The 16,529-nt window shown below is 42.6% G+C and carries 17 protein-coding genes; 10 read left to right on the forward strand and 7 right to left on the reverse strand.

Annotated features, from left to right (window positions below; genetic code table 11):
* Positions 1-170 precede the first annotated feature (170 nt).
* From AC1RM2_RS32950 to AC1RM2_RS32965, 4 genes are read left to right on the forward strand one after another with little or no spacing between them, the layout of a single operon-like run.
* A complete protein-coding gene (locus tag AC1RM2_RS32950) occupies positions 171-647 on the forward strand; it encodes a DUF4442 domain-containing protein (protein ID WP_492989377.1) in 477 nt (158 codons plus the stop codon).
* A 9-nt stretch (positions 648-656) separates the two neighbouring features.
* Complete coding sequence (locus AC1RM2_RS32955; protein ID WP_492989378.1) at positions 657-1,115, forward strand: GNAT family N-acetyltransferase; 459 nt, start codon at positions 657-659, stop codon at positions 1,113-1,115.
* A gap of 25 nt (positions 1,116-1,140) precedes the next feature.
* Positions 1,141-1,764 carry an AlbA family DNA-binding domain-containing protein gene (locus AC1RM2_RS32960; protein WP_492989379.1) on the forward strand — a complete coding sequence of 208 codons (624 nt, stop codon included), beginning with the start codon at positions 1,141-1,143 and terminating at the stop codon, positions 1,762-1,764.
* Positions 1,765-1,815: 51 nt separating this feature from the next.
* Positions 1,816-3,195 carry an MATE family efflux transporter gene (locus AC1RM2_RS32965; RefSeq protein ID WP_492989380.1) on the forward strand — a complete coding sequence of 460 codons (1,380 nt, stop codon included), beginning with the start codon at positions 1,816-1,818 and terminating at the stop codon, positions 3,193-3,195.
* On the opposite strand, the gene AC1RM2_RS32970 is transcribed toward AC1RM2_RS32965, so the two are convergent.
* The 7 genes from AC1RM2_RS32970 to AC1RM2_RS33000 form a co-directional block, all read right to left on the reverse strand.
* Positions 3,192-4,097, reverse strand: coding sequence for a histone deacetylase family protein (locus AC1RM2_RS32970; RefSeq protein ID WP_492989381.1), 906 nt, complete (start codon positions 4,095-4,097; stop codon positions 3,192-3,194). The two genes, AC1RM2_RS32965 and AC1RM2_RS32970, sit on opposite strands and share 4 nt — an antisense overlap.
* A gap of 5 nt (positions 4,098-4,102) precedes the next feature.
* Positions 4,103-4,957, reverse strand: coding sequence for a bestrophin family protein (locus tag AC1RM2_RS32975; RefSeq protein WP_492989382.1), 855 nt, complete (start codon positions 4,955-4,957; stop codon positions 4,103-4,105).
* A gap of 11 nt (positions 4,958-4,968) precedes the next feature.
* Entirely contained in the window at positions 4,969-6,255 is a 1,287-nt protein-coding gene (gene kynU, locus AC1RM2_RS32980; protein ID WP_492989383.1) for a kynureninase, read from the reverse strand.
* 35 nt (positions 6,256-6,290) lie between these two features.
* Positions 6,291-6,893: a DNA-3-methyladenine glycosylase gene (locus AC1RM2_RS32985; protein WP_492989384.1), complete on the reverse strand. Its 603-nt coding sequence runs from the start codon at positions 6,891-6,893 to the stop codon at positions 6,291-6,293.
* Entirely contained in the window at positions 6,890-7,540 is a 651-nt protein-coding gene (locus tag AC1RM2_RS32990; RefSeq protein WP_492989385.1) for an alpha/beta hydrolase, read from the reverse strand. Before AC1RM2_RS32990 ends, AC1RM2_RS32985 begins: the two co-directional genes overlap by 4 nt.
* On the reverse strand, positions 7,540-8,016 hold the full coding sequence (locus AC1RM2_RS32995) for a GAF domain-containing protein (protein ID WP_492989386.1): 477 nt from the start codon (positions 8,014-8,016) through the stop codon (positions 7,540-7,542). Before AC1RM2_RS32995 ends, AC1RM2_RS32990 begins: the two co-directional genes overlap by 1 nt.
* Positions 8,017-8,235: 219 nt before the next feature.
* Positions 8,236-9,945 carry a GMC oxidoreductase gene (locus AC1RM2_RS33000; RefSeq protein WP_492989387.1) on the reverse strand — a complete coding sequence of 570 codons (1,710 nt, stop codon included), beginning with the start codon at positions 9,943-9,945 and terminating at the stop codon, positions 8,236-8,238.
* Between the two features lie 191 nt (positions 9,946-10,136).
* Here AC1RM2_RS33000 and AC1RM2_RS33005 point away from each other — a divergent pair, with 191 nt between their 5' ends.
* From AC1RM2_RS33005 to AC1RM2_RS33030, 6 genes are all read left to right on the forward strand, one after another.
* A complete protein-coding gene (locus tag AC1RM2_RS33005; RefSeq protein ID WP_492989388.1) occupies positions 10,137-10,979 on the forward strand; it encodes an MOSC domain-containing protein in 843 nt (280 codons plus the stop codon).
* On the forward strand, positions 10,976-11,254 hold the full coding sequence (locus AC1RM2_RS33010; protein WP_492989389.1) for an Rdx family protein: 279 nt from the start codon (positions 10,976-10,978) through the stop codon (positions 11,252-11,254). Before AC1RM2_RS33005 ends, AC1RM2_RS33010 begins: the two co-directional genes overlap by 4 nt.
* 254 nt (positions 11,255-11,508) lie before the next feature.
* On the forward strand, positions 11,509-11,943 hold the full coding sequence (locus tag AC1RM2_RS33015) for an RrF2 family transcriptional regulator (protein ID WP_090647684.1): 435 nt from the start codon (positions 11,509-11,511) through the stop codon (positions 11,941-11,943).
* Positions 11,944-12,176: 233 nt separating this feature from the next.
* Positions 12,177-14,267 carry a ferredoxin-like domain-containing protein gene (locus AC1RM2_RS33020; RefSeq protein ID WP_492989390.1) on the forward strand — a complete coding sequence of 697 codons (2,091 nt, stop codon included), beginning with the start codon at positions 12,177-12,179 and terminating at the stop codon, positions 14,265-14,267.
* Positions 14,267-15,043, forward strand: a complete 777-nt coding sequence (cobA, locus tag AC1RM2_RS33025) for a uroporphyrinogen-III C-methyltransferase (protein WP_492989391.1) — start codon at positions 14,267-14,269, stop codon at positions 15,041-15,043. Before AC1RM2_RS33020 ends, cobA begins: the two co-directional genes overlap by 1 nt.
* Positions 15,021-16,529: a TSUP family transporter gene (locus AC1RM2_RS33030; protein ID WP_492989392.1), complete on the forward strand. Its 1,509-nt coding sequence runs from the start codon at positions 15,021-15,023 to the stop codon at positions 16,527-16,529. Before cobA ends, AC1RM2_RS33030 begins: the two co-directional genes overlap by 23 nt.

Below are 16,529 nucleotides of genomic sequence, written 5' to 3' on the forward strand. Positions count from 1 at the left end.
TGTCGTTTTTAATGAACATACTTATTAACCCGATAAGTGTTACATTGTTTAAACAAGTTTGCGCATTAGTTGAAAATAGTTGTACTTTTTTGTGAAATAAGTTAAAATTAATTGACATTTTTCGTCTTATAATTGAACTATTTTGCCATAAAATTCAGATATTTAAAAATATGGTCGTATCCGAAAGCCTGTTAAAATGGGCAATGCGCATTTACCCTCCCCTCCTTTTCCAACGAATTTGGGTTGTGCAATTTGACAAAGATTTTAAAGGGGTGGAAGTAAAAATTAAAAAGAGTTTTTTAAACAAAAATTATAATAACTCCATTTTTGGAGGCACGATTTTCGCTGCCGCCGATCCGTTTTATCCGCTGTTATTTCACCAGGTGTTTATCAAAAAAGGTTATCGTTTAAGGGTATGGTCAAAATCATCTACTATACAGTATTTAAAGCCTGGTTCAACCGATTTGCGTTTTAAAATCATCTTAGGCGAGGCTGAAATAGCTGAGGCTGAGGACATATTGAAGAGTACCGGAAAATACACGGGCCACCACCCTATTGACATTTATAATAAACATGGTGAAATATGTGTTTCATTAATGAATGAGGTTTATGTGCGGAACCTCGATTTTATCGATCAGAATTTATAATTTTAGCTGATGACTACTTTTATTGATGATAAGCCTTTTATTGAAAAAGGCTTTATGATATCAACAGACAAAAAACTGTTGGATATTGAGCTTATATACAGCTATTTAAATAACCACTCCTATTGGGCGCAAGGGATTCCGCGGCAACGACTTGAAAATGCTATCGAAAACTCTATGTGCTTTGGCGTTTACAGTCATACCGCATTTGCCGGGTTTGCGCGGGTTATTACAGACAAAGCCACTTTTGCTTACCTTTGCGATGTATTTATTTTACGCGAATTCAGGAAAAAAGACCTGTCGAAATGGCTAATGCAAACCATCGTTAAACATCCTGATTTACAAGGATTAAGACGTTGGTCGTTAGCTACAGCGGATGCTCATGGCTTATACGGACAGTTTGGTTTTTCGCAATTAAGTAAGCCCCAAAACTGGATGGAAATATTTACACCTTACATAAAACCTCAATAATTAGTTTAAGGAACCGGAGCTTATAATGAATATAAAAAAACTGATTTTTGAGGGCGAGGGTGTTAAGCTCGACTTTAAAAAAACTATTACCAGCTGCGAAAAGATAGCCAGAACTATGGTATCGTTTGCCAATAACAAAGGCGGCAAATTATTAATTGGCGTAGCTGACGATGGCACCATAAAAGGCGTAAAATCCGAAGATGAAGAGCGTTACATGATTACGCGGGCCGCCCACATGTTCATCAGGCCTGCACTGGAGCCTACTTTTGAAGAAATTTATGTTGACGATAAATTGGTTTTGGTAGTAGACACGCCGCCAAGCGACCTTAAACCGCACTATGCCCTTGCCGATGACGGTAAATGGTGGGCTTACGTGAGGGTAAAAGATAAAAGTGTATTAGCCAGTAAAATTGTACTGGAAGTGCTTAAAAGGTCATCGGCTGACCAGGGAGTTTTAATAGAATATTCAGATAATGAAAAAACGCTTCTAAGTCACCTGGAAAAATCCAACCGGATCACGATAAAAGAGTGCAGTGAACTACTGAAAATGGGGCGGCGACGCACCCAACGTATTTTAGTTGATCTGATACTTTCGGGGCTTATCCGGATTAATACAACCGAAAAAGAGGAATATTATACAGCTTGTTAGTTCGTTCTTTGTCGCCTTCAATCCTTACTTTTGCACCCCTGCAAATAAGTAATGAAAGCCATATACCATAAATACCGCCCATTTTACAGCGAGAGTTTAAAGCTGGCCATCCCGGTAATGATATCGCAACTTGGCCATATTATGGTTCAGATATCCGACTCAATCATCATTGGCCATTTTACAAATAAAGTTTCATTAGCCGCGGTTTCGTTGGTAAACAGCTTGTTTATGATACCGCTTGTTGTTGGTATGGGAATATCATATGGCTTAACCCCGCTCATCGCGCAAAATAATGCGCGCAAGGATTTTAAGGAATGTGGTTTATTACTGTCAAATAGCTTAATGTTAAACCTCCTGACCGGCATTGTCTTGTTTTCGGCCATATATTTTGGTACGTTGCCGTTAATTGGCCATCTCGGGCAGGCACCATCAGTTGTAAAAGCGGCCACACCTTATCTTTTCTTGTTAAGTCTGTCAATTATTCCGCTGCTTATTTTTAACACGTTTAAGCAATTTGCAGAGGGTTTGGGTTTTACCAAACAGGCCATGAAAATATCTATTTGGGGCAATGTAATCAATATCTGCCTGGGGATCATATTTGTTAAAGGCCTGTTCGGTATTCATCCTATGGGAATAAAAGGAGTTGGTTACAGCACACTGATTGATCGTTGTGTGATGGCAATTGTAATGTCGTTTTATGTATTTAAATCCCCCATATTTAAAGGTTATTTAAAAAGTTTTGCCGTCAAAAATATCGATCGCCTGCGTGGTTTGCAAATCTTGAAAATTGGTGCTCCGGTCGCCCTGCAGTACATTTTTGAGGTTAGCGCATTTGGCGGCGCATCTATTTTAATAGGTACCATCGGCGTAAACCAGCAAGCCGCACATTTGGTTGCGCTTAACCTGGCCTCGGCTACCTATATGATGGCCACTGGCGTATCAGCCGCTGCAGCGATAAAATCGGGCAATTATTTTGGCGTTAACGATCACAAAAACCTGCGACTTGCAGCTATATCTAATTATCATATCGTGTTGATATTGATGGGTATAACAGCGGTTATTTTTGCTGTTGGTCGAAATTATTTACCCTGGATTATAACCTCCGACAAAGACGTTATCATCATAGCTTCGCAATTACTGATCATAGCGGCCTTTTTTCAGCTTTTTGATGGAACGCAGGTTGTTGGCCTGGGCGTATTAAGAGGAATGGGCGATGTAAATATTCCCACGTTTATCACCTTTCTGGCTTATTGGGTAGGTGGTTTGCCAATTGGTTACTTGCTTGGCGTAAAATTAAAAATGGGCGTTTATGGGGTTTGGTACGGGCTTGTGCTGGGCCTGGCTATTGCCTCTGTGCTGCTTTTTTTCAGGTTCAATTTGATCAGTAAACGGCATAGGGATATAACGATACCGATACCTGCAAAAGATTAAAAATACAAATCGATTGCTGCCTTAAAAGTATTACAATGTGCATCCACGATATCTTTGATCTGTGGCGAATAGCCGCCTCCCATGCTTACCTGTACCGGTAAATTATTGTTGATACATTGTTCAAAAACAAATCTGTCGCGTTTTTTACAGCCATCTTTGCTAAGGGATAACTTGCCCAGTTTGTCGGTACTCAAAATGTCAACACCCGACAAGTAAAAAACAAAGTCCGGTTTATGTGTACTGATTAACTTTGGGAGTGTTTTATGTAAGATATCCAGGTATTCTTCATCTCCAGCCCCATCGGCTAATGGAATATCAAGATCAGATCGTTCTTTTCTGAAAGGGAAATTTTTATCGCCATGCATCGAAAATGTGAATACCCTGGCTTCTTTTTCAAATATCTGCGCGGTGCCATTGCCTTGGTGCACATCTAAATCAATAATTAAGATAGATTTAGATAAATTACTATATAACAAATAGTTAGCTGCAATAGCCTGGTCATTCAACATGCAGAAACCCTCGCCCCAGTTTGTGCCGGCATGGTGTGTGCCCCCGGCTACGTTAAACGCAATCCGGTTATTTTTTAAGGCTGATAAACAACCATCAATAGTCCCTTTAGCGATTCTTACTTCACGCTCAATCAGTCGTGCTGATAAAGGGAAGCCTATTCGCCGCTGCTCTTTTTGGGGGAGTTTTAAATCGCGAAGTTGTTTCCAGTAGTCTTTATCATGGGTTTTGATTATAATATCATCCGATAACAGTCCCGGGGAGAAAATATCGTCGGGTTTAACAAGTCCTTCATGTAGTAGCTGTGCAGGAATCAGTTCATACTTCAGCATCGGGAAACGATGTCCTTCGGGCAACGGATGAGCGTATATCGGGTCGTAGGCTATCTTAAACATATTATTTAACCCAGGATCTCCCCTACGTGTTTCTGGATATTTTCGCAAATATTATCCAGGGGAAGGTCATTGGCATCGTATCCAAACGGGTCTTCTATTTCTTCGGCCAATAACTCAATGCTGGCAAAAACGAATAATACAAAACCAATAATGGGTATGGCAAGATATTTCATCTCAAATCCCCATGTAAATGGAAGCGTCATGATATAAGTAAAGATGAACTTCTTGATAAATACATTGTATGAGAACGGTATAGGGGTTTTCCTGATTCGCTCGCAAGCACCACAAATATCTGTAAATGAAGTAATTTCGGTAGTTATACTAAATAATTGCTCCGGGTTTATAAGCCCCTGTTTATTAAGCCCATAAATACGTCCGATAATAACAGATGCCACCTGGTTAGGCACATGTTTCTCTGCATCAATAACAACGAAGGCCTGTTCTTCTGGTATATAAATATCCCGAAGATGATTTCGTAACACTCTTGCATAAAACGGAATTAGGTAGTTGAAAAACGCCCATTCATCTTCGCCAATCAGGAATTTAAGTTTTATAGCCAGGTTACGGCTGCTATTTGTCAGGCTGCCCCATACTTTCCTGCCTTCCCACCAACGGTCATAAGCCGAATTAATCCGGAACGCGAGCAATAGCGATAATACAAACCCTACAGTTTGGTGTACAAAACTCACTTTTTTGAGCAGGCTGCTATCTGGCAGGTGCCAAAAATCTATCAGTAAATAAATAACCACCCCTGCATAGGCGCTAACTGCAATTATCAGTGGCAGAAGTTCGCGCAGGGTATCGGCTTTATTAAGCTTAAAAATAAAAGAAAACCACTCTTTGGGATTGTAATAAACCATATGTCAATAATCTATTTTACAGCTTCGAAGGCACTTGCCAGGTGTTTTGCTGTATGATAAACGTCCTGGAAAGAATTGTATAATGGAACCGGGCTTAAACGAATCACATCCGGTTCACGCCAGTCACCAATTACACCATTGTCGGCCAGGTATTTAAAAATTGCTTTGGCATTTTGGTTGCAAACTACCGATAGCTGGCAACCCCGCATAGTTTCATCTACCGGCGTAATGATGTTAAAAACACTGCCATTAAGCCCTTTATTAATCTCCCCGATCAGAAACTCCAAATAGCCCGTTAGCGCAACGCTTTTCTTACGAAGGATATCAATGTCGCCCACATCGTCAAAAATCGCCATAGAGGCCTTAAACAAAGTCAAAAGGATTATGGGGCTGGTGCTCACCTGCCAGCCATCGGCACCTGATGCCGGATCGAAGCCCGGGGCCATCAAAAAGCGTTTATCGGCACGATAGCCCCACCAACCGGCAAAGCGGTTCATTTCCTTATCTTTAAAATGTTTTTGATGCACAAATATCCCGCTAATGCCTCCCGGGCCGGAATTCATGTATTTATACGAACACCAGCAGGCAAAATCGGCTCCCCACTCGTGCAGCTTCAACGGCACGTTTCCGGCAGCATGCGCCAAATCGAACCCGGCATAGGCGCCGGCATTATGTGCAGCCTTAGTTATGGCCGGTAAATCAAAAAACTGTCCTGTGTAATAGTTTATTCCACTAAACATTACTAAAGCTAATTCATCACCGTGTTCATTGATGCAATTTAAGATATCTTCGATACGTAGTGTTACTTCGCCTTCACGCGGAAAAATCTCGATAACAGCATTTTTAGGATCAAGGCCATGAAACTTAACCTGGCTTTCCATGGCATACTGATCTGACGGAAAAGCGCCGCCTTCCATGATGATTTTAAATTTTTTATTATCTGGCTTATAGAAACTTACCATCAATAAGTGAAGATTTACTGTAAGCGAATTCATAACAGCAACTTCATTTTCATTTGCACCTACTATGCTTGCTATCGACCTGGCAAGCGGCTTGTGGTACTCCAGCCAGGGATCATTTCCCTGGAACCAACCCTCAACCGCAAGGTTTTGCCAGTTTGCCATTTGATCGGCCACATATTGAGCTGCAGATTTTGGCTGAAGGCCAAGGGAATTACCACAAAGGTAAATGGCATCCTTTCCCTTATGTTTCGGAATCAAAAAACGATCTCTGAACTCTTTTAGTGGATCGAGTTCGTCCTGTTCAATTGCAAATGCTAAGCTGTTTTGGTAATTCATCGCCCAATATTACAAAAAAGGCATTTTAAACCGGGTTATTTATTGGGTTTACTCACGTATTTATTGCCTTTCACATAAAACCGATAAGGTAAAAAAGCATCTTCGCCAGCATAACTTACACCAATACGGGGGCCGATAGCAATTTGTTCATCTGTAAAACTAAGACCGCGGTCCTCTATCCAAATGGTATCGCTTTGCAAGCTTATCGCGTTGATATTGCGGGAGATACCTAATGCCTTAGCCACCGAGCCTGGCCCCGCAGTAATAGTGGGCTTAAGTATGGGCATATTGCGCCTAACCTGCATGGCCTCAATACCTTCCGCAGGGTTTATTGCACGGATAAGTATAGCATGGGGTGTACCCTCAACATTAGTTACTATATTAAACATCTCATGAATGCCATAGCACAGGTAGACGTAGGCGATACCGCCTTTCATAAACATGGTTTTGGTACGGGGAGTTATCCGGTTGCCGAAGGAATGAGAGGCTTTGTCAACAATTCCATTATAAGCTTCTGTTTCAACAATATAACCTCCGGTTATTACACCATCAATACAGGTAAATAAGTACTTGCCAAGCAGGTTTTTACTGATGGCAACCACATCATTCCCGAGGTAATAGTCCTCATTTAGTTTCATTGCTGATGGAGGATTGGTTTTAATAATTTGTTTATTTCTGCTGCTTTATCAAAAATCATAATGTGCGTACCGCCTTTTACAATGGTGGCACCCTTTATTTTTTTGTAATCGAAAACCAAATCTTTATCGCCGGTAATGTGGTAGGTATTTGGTGGAATAATGTCATTTTTCCATGCTAAAATAGCCCCCATCGCCCACTCGATAAACACCGGTGAAGTACCTTTCAACATCTCCATAAACACCGTTGCATCACCTTTCGTCATCCTTCCGAACACCGGCCTGATCATAGAACCCATCGAAGTCATTAATTTGCCCGAAACGAGTTTTTGAATCGGCACATTTCTGAAAAAGCTAAAATAGCCCGGCGCCTCATCACTGGTTTTGATACTGGATATCAGGATCACCTTTTTCATAGGCACGATTTTGGCAATTTCTACCGCGAGCATTCCTCCCAACGAATTGCCAATCACTATTGAATCAGGTTTTATATTATATTGATATATAAGCTTTTGGGCGTACGAAGCTAAAGTATCAGCTTTGCCGGGCTCTATCCAGTTTATCGGGATAACTTCATGGTCGTGCAAGTCGATATTCTTATAAATCCGGGTGTCGGCACCAAGGCCCGGAATGATATAAATCCGGCTCATTAAAATTTAATCAGCTTTACTATTTGCTCCAGGAACAAAGCATCGGTTTCATCAAACTGATCCAGCAATTCGCTGTCAACATCCAGCACCCCTACTGCTAAATCGTTATTAAAAACCGGCACCACAATCTCCGACCGGGAAAGCGAACTACATGCAATATGCCCGGGAAATTCTTCAACATCCGGCACTATCAATGTTTTGGCCTGCTCCCATGCCGCACCGCAAACGCCTTTGCCTAATTTAATACGGGTGCATGCCACCGGCCCCTGAAACGGGCCTAAAACAAGTTCGTCGTTTTTTACCATATAAAAACCGACCCAAAACCAATTAAACTGCTCTTTTAAAGCTGCGCTGATATTGGCCAGGTTAGCCACTAAATCGGTTTCGCCATCAAGCAAAGCTGCTATCTGGGGTAGCAATGTGGTATATTGTTCGGTTTTATCGGTTGATGTGGTTATGTTTAAATCCTCTGCCATAACGCAAAGATGGATAATTTGGCAGCAAGTATTTTAGTGCAAAAGTCAATTTTTGCATATTATTTACAATGCAAAAAAGCACCTACAACACAAATCCTACCAAACAATCCATCTTCAAATTTTCAAATCCTCAAATCTTCAAATTGCTTTTCCAATCCTCAAATTTTCAAATCCTCAAATCTTCAAATTGCTTTTCAAATCCTCAAATTTTCAAATCAATTAAATATTCCCTTTCTTCAACTCATCCGCAGCAAAATTTGCGGCACGGGCGGTTAATGCCATATAAGTTAGGGATGGGTTTTGACAGGCCGACGATGTCATGGCCGCCCCATCGGTAACAAATACGTTTTTGGCATCCCAAACCTGGTTATGTTCATTTAGCACCGATGTTTTAGGATCGCGGCCCATACGTGCAGTCCCCATTTCGTGGATTCCATCGCCTATATTATGGCCTCTGTCGTGCGTTTTTACATTTTTAACACCGGCGCTTTCCAGCATTGCTTTAGCTTCTTTTACAATATCTACACGCATCTTCATCTCGTTATCCCTGATTACGGCGTCCATAGATAATATCGGTAGGCCCCATTTGTCCTTGCGGGTTTTATCAAGGGTGATCTTGTTATCGTGATAAGGCAGTAGTTCGCCAAATCCGCCTATACCTATTTGCCAGTCGCCAGGTTCGGTTATGGCATCTTTGTATTGCGCACCAATATTCATTTCGGCAATTTCACGGCTCCAGCCGGTGCGGCTTGCGGCGCCCTGGTAACCAAAACCACGCAGGTAATCGCGTTTATCGCCAAATAAATTGGCAAAACGCACTACGTAAATGCCATTGGCCCTGCGGCCATAGTAATATTTATCTTCAAACCCTTCAACCGTCCCCGATGCACCCAAATTATAATGGTGATCCATAATATTGTGGCCCAGTTCGCCACTACTGCTGCCCAACCCATCAGGCCAGATGTCGGTGGCCGAATTCATCAATACCCACGCACTGTTTAAAGCAGAAGCATTAACAAATACAACCTTGGCATAATATTCATAAGTTTTGTTGGTTTCGGCATCCAATACCTCTACACCTTTAGCTTTCTGCGTGTCTTTATCATATAATATCCGGGTAACAATGCTGTACGGCCTCACCGTCAAATTACCTGTTGCCAAAGCAGCAGGCAAGGTAGATGACTGCGTACTAAAATATCCCCCAAAGGGGCAGCCCTCCCAACACCTGTTCCTGAACTGGCATTGCGTACGGCCAGGTATAGCGGCCGTAAGGTTGGCAACACGACCTATGATCATATGCCTTGTATCGTTATAATTCTTTTTAATTCGGGCAGCTACATCTCTTTCTACCCAGTTCATATCCATCGGTGGTAAAAAATGACCGTCAGGTAAGTGAGGCAATCCTTCCAAGGACCCACTTATACCCGCAAACTTCTCCACGTGGTCATACCATGGCGCCAGATCTTTATAACGGATGGGCCAGTCAATTGCCCAGCCATCTTTTGCATTGGCTTCAAAATCAAAATCGCTCCAGCGGTAGCTTTGACGCCCCCATAAAATAGAGCGGCCGCCCATTTGATATGATCGCCACCAGTTAAACGGCTTAACCTCGTGATAAGGCGCTTCCTGCTCATTCACCCAGTAATCCATAATAGGTTCCTGGGCGCCCCAGTTACGTGAAATTACCGGGCGGGCTTTCCGCTGCTCCTGCGTTACCGAGCCGCGATGCTCAAAGTCCCAGGGATCTTTGGCCGCTGTTTTATAATCTTTAATGTGATCAAACTTTCTGCCCCGTTCAAGCATAATGGTTTTTAAACCCCTGCCTGTTAGTTCTTTAGCCGCCCAGCCGCCGCTGATGCCCGAACCTATAACAATAGCATCATAAGTATTCCCGGCTTTGGCGCTGCCGCTTACATTGTTTAATGGCATAATCTCGAATTGGTTATGAGTAAATTAAGTAATGGTTTCTCAATTGGATAAAACAATATTATCAATTAATATTAACTAAAGCAATCGATTGAAATATTTTTTATATAAACCAAATTTACCGCAGTTGCTACTAAGCCGACTTCGCATTCATGCCAAAATTCTTTATTTTTACCAGGCCACAACAATCTTATATGCTTCAAATTAGCCAACTCTTCATCTACCCTATCAAGTCTCTTGGCGGTATTCCGGTAACTTCGGCCGAAGTTACCTCGCGCGGTTTTAAATATGATAGGAGATGGATGCTGGTTGATGGCCAAAACAGGTTTCTCACCCAAAGGGAACACCCCCAGATGGCGCTGATCAAAGTAAACATACAAAGCGATGGCTTGCTGGTTTCTTATCATGCAAACGGATCTATAACGATTCCGTTTGCATACGATGCCAGTAGTAAACATGACGTTGTGATTTGGGATGATACGTGTATGGGCGTTTATGTAAGCGATGAGTTTGACGAATGGTTTACCACCACATTGGGTATTCCTTGCCGGCTGATTTATATGCCCGACGACAGTGAACGTGAAGTTGACCAACGCTATGCCCAACCGGGCATGATCACCTCTTTTGCTGATGCCTACCCTTTTTTGCTTATCGGGCAAGCATCACTTGATGACCTGAACAGCCGTTTATCCGAACCGTTGCCCATGGACAGGTTTCGGCCAAATATCGTTTTAGCAGGCGGAACAGCATTTGAAGAGGACGTTATGAACCATATTACCATAGCCGGTATCAATTTTTACGGAGCTAAACTCTGCGCCCGCTGTATCATGACCACTATCGATCAGCAAACGGGCGTAAAAGCTAAAGAACCGTTGAAAACACTGGCTACTTATCGCCTAAAAAATAACAAGATCCTTTTTGGGCAAAACCTGGTACACCGGGGCGTGGGGATTGTTACCGTTGGCGATAACCTTGATGTGTTAAGTACGCATAACGACGACAGATTTATAATTGAGAAAAAGATATCGGTACAATGAAACCAACCGTCACTATTGAATATTGCCCCAAATGCGGCTGGATGATGCGGGCCGCTTATATGGCCCAGGAACTGCTTACCACTTTTACGGATGATATTTATGGTGTAACGCTGCACCCAAGTGAAGTAAGCGGCAGATATACTGTTTTTATTGACGATGATGTAATTTTTGACAGGAAAAAAGAAAGCCGTTTTCCCGAAATTAAAGAATTAAAGCAGTTGGTGCGCGACAGGGTCAACCCCGAAAAAAACCTTGGACATTCGGATAAAAAATAAAGATATATCAAAAAATATCGGGTTTTATCGCAATTGTATATTCAATTAACAGCGATTTTTTTCAATAAAAAGAAATACAATACATCATATCGCCCCTTTTTCCGTCTTAACATCCACTGATTTTACATTTTTTTCTGCAAACTGTAATTTTATTATAACAAAAAAGGTAAATAAGATAGTATCGTTGTACTCTATAGTTTTAGTGGATTATTTTATTTAATATTGTTTAACTTTTTGAGTTTTTATTTTTTAAAATGCTTTCCAAAAAAACAAAGTACGCTATTAAGGCATTGGTGATCCTGGGCAAAAACATGGATCAGCCGCCTATGCAAATTTCGAGAATCGCCGAGGCAGAACGAATTCCCAAAAAATTCCTGGAACAAATCCTGCTCGATCTGCGCAATGCTGGTTTCCTGTATAGTAAAAAAGGAGCAGGCGGCGGTTACAGCTTAAACCGCGATCCGAAAGAGATTTTCCTGGTAAGTATCATGCGCATTACCGATGGCCCCATAGCCATGGTACCCTGTGCCAGCCTGAACTTTTACCACAAATGCGATGAGTGCCACCAGGAAACTACCTGCGGCATCCGCGATGTGTTTGTTGATGTGCGGGATGCTACACTAAAAATACTGAGCGAGACCAGCATAGCTGACATTATAACCCGCGAGCAGACGCTCATCAACGTGTAATGTCATCATAAAACTGTCAAATAACAGTTTTTTCAATTAAATTCTACCATTTCCCTATACTATGTATATATTTGTGGTATAAAACATAATGAGCCCTATTAATACACACACTTATATCCACATGTACTGCTGTTTAACCGGCGACAGGACACGGCTATAATTTGTATTATCCACATACGCCTCTTTAGCCAAAGCCAAAGGGGCTTTTTTATAATTGATTAAAAAAATAGCTTATGCAAAGCTTCAGAACAGAACTGGAGAACCCAATAGTAGAGCAGGATATTATTGACCTGGAAAAAAAGATCAGAGCTTTTCGCGAAGGTAAAATACACGACGAAAAATTCAGGAGCCTTCGTTTGGCCCGTGGTGTATATGGCCAGCGCCAGCCAGGTGTGCAAATGGTGCGTATTAAGCTGCCATTTGGTAAGGTAACTTTTAAGCAACTGCTTAAAATTGCCGATATATCTGACGAGTACGGAAGCCGTAATTTGCACCTTACCACCCGTCAGGACATCCAGATTCATTATGTAAGCCTGGATCGTACGCCGGAACTTTGGGCCAAACTGGAGCAGGATGATATTACCTTGCGTGAAGCCTGTGGCAATACCGTGCGGAATGTTACCGCCTCTCCTACCGCCGGTATTGATCCTTTGGAGCCATTTGATGTATCGCCTTATGCACATGCTACTTTCGAGTACTTTTTGCGTAACCCTGTTTGCCAGGAAATGGGCCGTAAATTTAAAATCTCGTTTTCATCAAGCGATGCGGATACCGCTTTCTCATATATTCATGATATTGGCGCCATCCCTAAAGTAAATGCTAACGGTGAACGTGGCTTCAAAATACTTTTAGGTGGCGGCTTAGGCGCACAACCTATATTGGCAAGCATTGTTGAAGAGTTTTTACCCGAAGATCAGCTGATTCCTTATATCGAAGCCATTATTCGTGTGTTTGACCGCTATGGCGAGCGTAACAACCGTAATAAGGCCCGGATGAAGTACCTGATCCAGAAGATTGGATTGGAAGAAGTTTTGCGCCTGGCCAAAATTGAAAGAACTGCTATCAAAGTAAAAAGCTATCCTGTTAATCGCGATACCATTGCATTGCCAGCGCTGCCGGCAACAGCCGAATACCCTACAGTAGAAATCAGCAACCCATTCCGCTATGAACAGTGGTTGGTTACCAACGTTTTTGAGCAAAAGCAAAAAGGCTTTTACGGTGTATATATTAAAGTACCGGTTGGCGATATCCCATCTGATACCGCACGTGCCCTGGTGAAGGTTTTAGAGCCGTTAGTGGCCAACGAAATCCGCATTACGCAAAACCAGGGTTTATTGTTAAAATTTGTCCGTAAAGAGGCATTGCCTGCTTTATATGAAGGTTTAGCTAAACTGGAGCTTGCCGCGCCCGGTTTTGATACCCTGGCCGATGTAACTACCTGTCCCGGTACTGATACCTGTAACCTGGGCATCAGCAATAGTATGACCATGGCGCGTGTGCTGGAAGATTTGATTTTTAATGAATACGAAGAGTTCATTTTTAACCGCGAGATTAAAATAAAGATAAGTGGATGTATGAACTCCTGCGGCCAGCATGGTTTGGCGCATATAGGTTTTCATGGCAGTTCGCTTAAAGCCGGTACAAAGGTATTGCCTTCGGTACAGGTCATGCTGGGCGGTGGCACTGTTGGCGATGGCGTAGGCCGTGCGGCCGAAAGAGTAGTTAAGGTGCCTTCAAAACGTGCTACCGATGTTTTAAGAAAAATCCTTGACGATTACAAAGAATTTTCGCCTGAGGGTGAAACTTTCCATGCCTATTACGACCGCCAGGGTAAAGATTATTTTTACCGCCTGCTGAAACCGCTTGCAGATTTAACAACCCTTACCGATGATGAATTTGTTGACTGGGGCCACCAGGAAACCTATGTATCTGCTATTGGCGTGGGCGAGTGTGCCGGCGTAGTAATTGATTTGGTTGCAACACTCCTTTTTGAATCGGAAGAAAAAATGGGCTGGGCAAATGGTTCGTTTACCCAGGGCGACTGGTCTGATGCTATTTATCATTCATACAACGTGTTCATCAGTTCGGCAAAAGCTTTATTGTTAGATAAAGGTACCAACAGCAGTACACAGGCTGGCATTATTAAAGAGTTTGATGCACAGTTTGTAGCAACCGGCGAGTTTGATTTACAGGGATCATTTAACGACCTTGTATTGCAGATCAATCAAAACGAGCCCTCAGCCGAATTTGCCGCTGCATATTTAGCCCAGGCCGAAGAATTTTTAGGAAAAAGCAAAGCGCAAAGAGAGGCATTGGTGCAATAATGACGGATAACACTAAACAACCACAAATAACTTTAGTGGGTGCAGGCCCCGGCGATGCCGACCTGATTACCGTTAAGGCTATTAAAGCATTAAAAACAGCCGATGTTGTTTTATACGATGCTTTAGTGAACGAAGAATTGCTTGGCTATGCGCCAGAGGCTTCGGTAAAAGTATATGTAGGCAAACGTTCCGGCGATCATACCTACTCACAGGAAGCTGTGAACCAGCTAATGGTTGACTACGCCATCAATTACGGGCATGTGGTAAGGTTAAAGGGCGGCGACCCATTTGTATTTGGCCGCGGGTTTGAAGAACTGGATTTTGCCTCCTCTCATGATATCCCAGCCTCGGTTATCCCTGGTATCTCCAGCTCAATAGCGGTAGCGGAGTTGCAAAACATCCCGGTAACACACCGTGGTTTAAGTGAAAGTTTTTGGGTGATAACAGGCACTATCTCAAACGGGAAAATTTCGCCTGATTTGTATGATGCCGCCAAAAGCAGGGCAACGGTTGTTGTGCTCATGGGGATCAATAAGCTGGCCGAGATTATCGAAATATTTAAAAGTGAAGGAAAAAGCAAACTGCCAGTAGCGGTAATTCAAAGCGGGACAACCGCAGATGAAAAAGTTGTTATTGCTACAGTTGATACCATTGTTGATGCAGTGAAAGAAAATAATATCGGTTCGCCGGCGATTATAGTGTTGGGCGAAGTGGTTTCATTGCACCCTAAATACCAGTTGATTAAAGAAATTTATGACGTTGTTGCCAAAGGATAATAGTTTAACGCAAATTGAGCACGAAGAGATCGGCGGTAACCAATTGTTCCCGGTATTTTTGAAGCTGAATAACCTGCATACCGTTTTGGTTGGTGGCGGCAATGTTGGCCTTGAAAAACTCACGGCTATCTTAAACAATAGCCAGAAAGCCAATGTAACAGTAATATCTAAAACGTTTTTACCCGAAATTCATGAACTTGCCGCGCAATACCCGGATTTAACCATTGTTCAGAAATCGTTTACGGATAACGACCTGGATACCGCCGAGGTAGTAATTGCAGCTACCAATGATAGCGAACTTAACAAGTATGTGCGCCAATCGGCACATGACCGCAAGCTGCTCATCAACGTGGCCGATAAGCCCGAACTTTGCGATTTTTATTTAGGTTCGATAGTAAAAAAGGGCGACCTGAAACTGGCCATATCAACCAACGGCAAATCGCCTACGGTAGCCAAGCGTTTAAAAGAGGTATTAAACGAAAGCCTGCCCGATGAATTGGATACCACGCTGCAGCAAATGAGCGAGCTACGGAACACGTTAAGCGGCGATTTTGCTGATAAAGTTAAACAACTGAATAGTGTAACAGCGGTATTGGTTAAGCCAAGATCGGTCGTGATCAAAAATTTCATCTGGCTTATCTGGTCAACCATTATAGTTTCATTAGCCATCGTTATAACCGCTTTATACTTCAAAGAGCCCGCTTTTAAAACATTTGTAGAAGGTGTAAGCCCGCAGTTTTATTACTTTTTAGGCGCGGGGTTTATATTCGCGATGATAGATGGCGCCATTGGCATGTCGTATGGCGTTACATCAACCACATTCTCCCTTTCAATGGGCATCCCTCCTGCTTCGGCAAGTATGGGCGTCCACCTGTCCGAGATCATGAGCTGCGGTATTGCCGGATGGATGCATTACCGTATGGGCAATATCAATTGGAAGTTATTTTGGTTATTGGTATTACCGGGCATTGCCGGTGCAGTTATTGGGGCATCTATCCTGTCGTCCCTTGAACATTACAGCATGTATACCAAGCCCGTGGTATCAGTGTACACTTTGATATTAGGCATTGTAATACTCTCCAAAGCGTTCAATATTAAGAAAAAGAAATCGGCTGATAAGGTAAAACGCATATCGTTGCTTGGTTTAGGCGGCGGTTTTATTGATGCTGTTGGCGGCGGTGGTTGGGGCTCAATCGTGTTATCAACACTAATAGCAGGTGGCCGCAGCCCTATATTTTGCTTAGGCACGGTAAAATTATCCCGCTTTTTTGTGGCGATAGCAGGGTCAATCACCTTCATAGCCATGGTAAGCAGCGATCATTGGCAAGCTGTTGCCGGCCTGGTACTGGGTAGCGCTTTAGCATCGCCTATTGCGGCAAAAATTTCAAATAAAATTTCGACCAAAACCATCATGGTATCTGTAGGTATCATCGTGATTTTGGTAAGTATTAAATCAATTGTTGCCTTTATTACAAAGTTTATCTGA

This window comes from Mucilaginibacter sp. GW822-FHT03E02 (assembly GCF_058801545.1).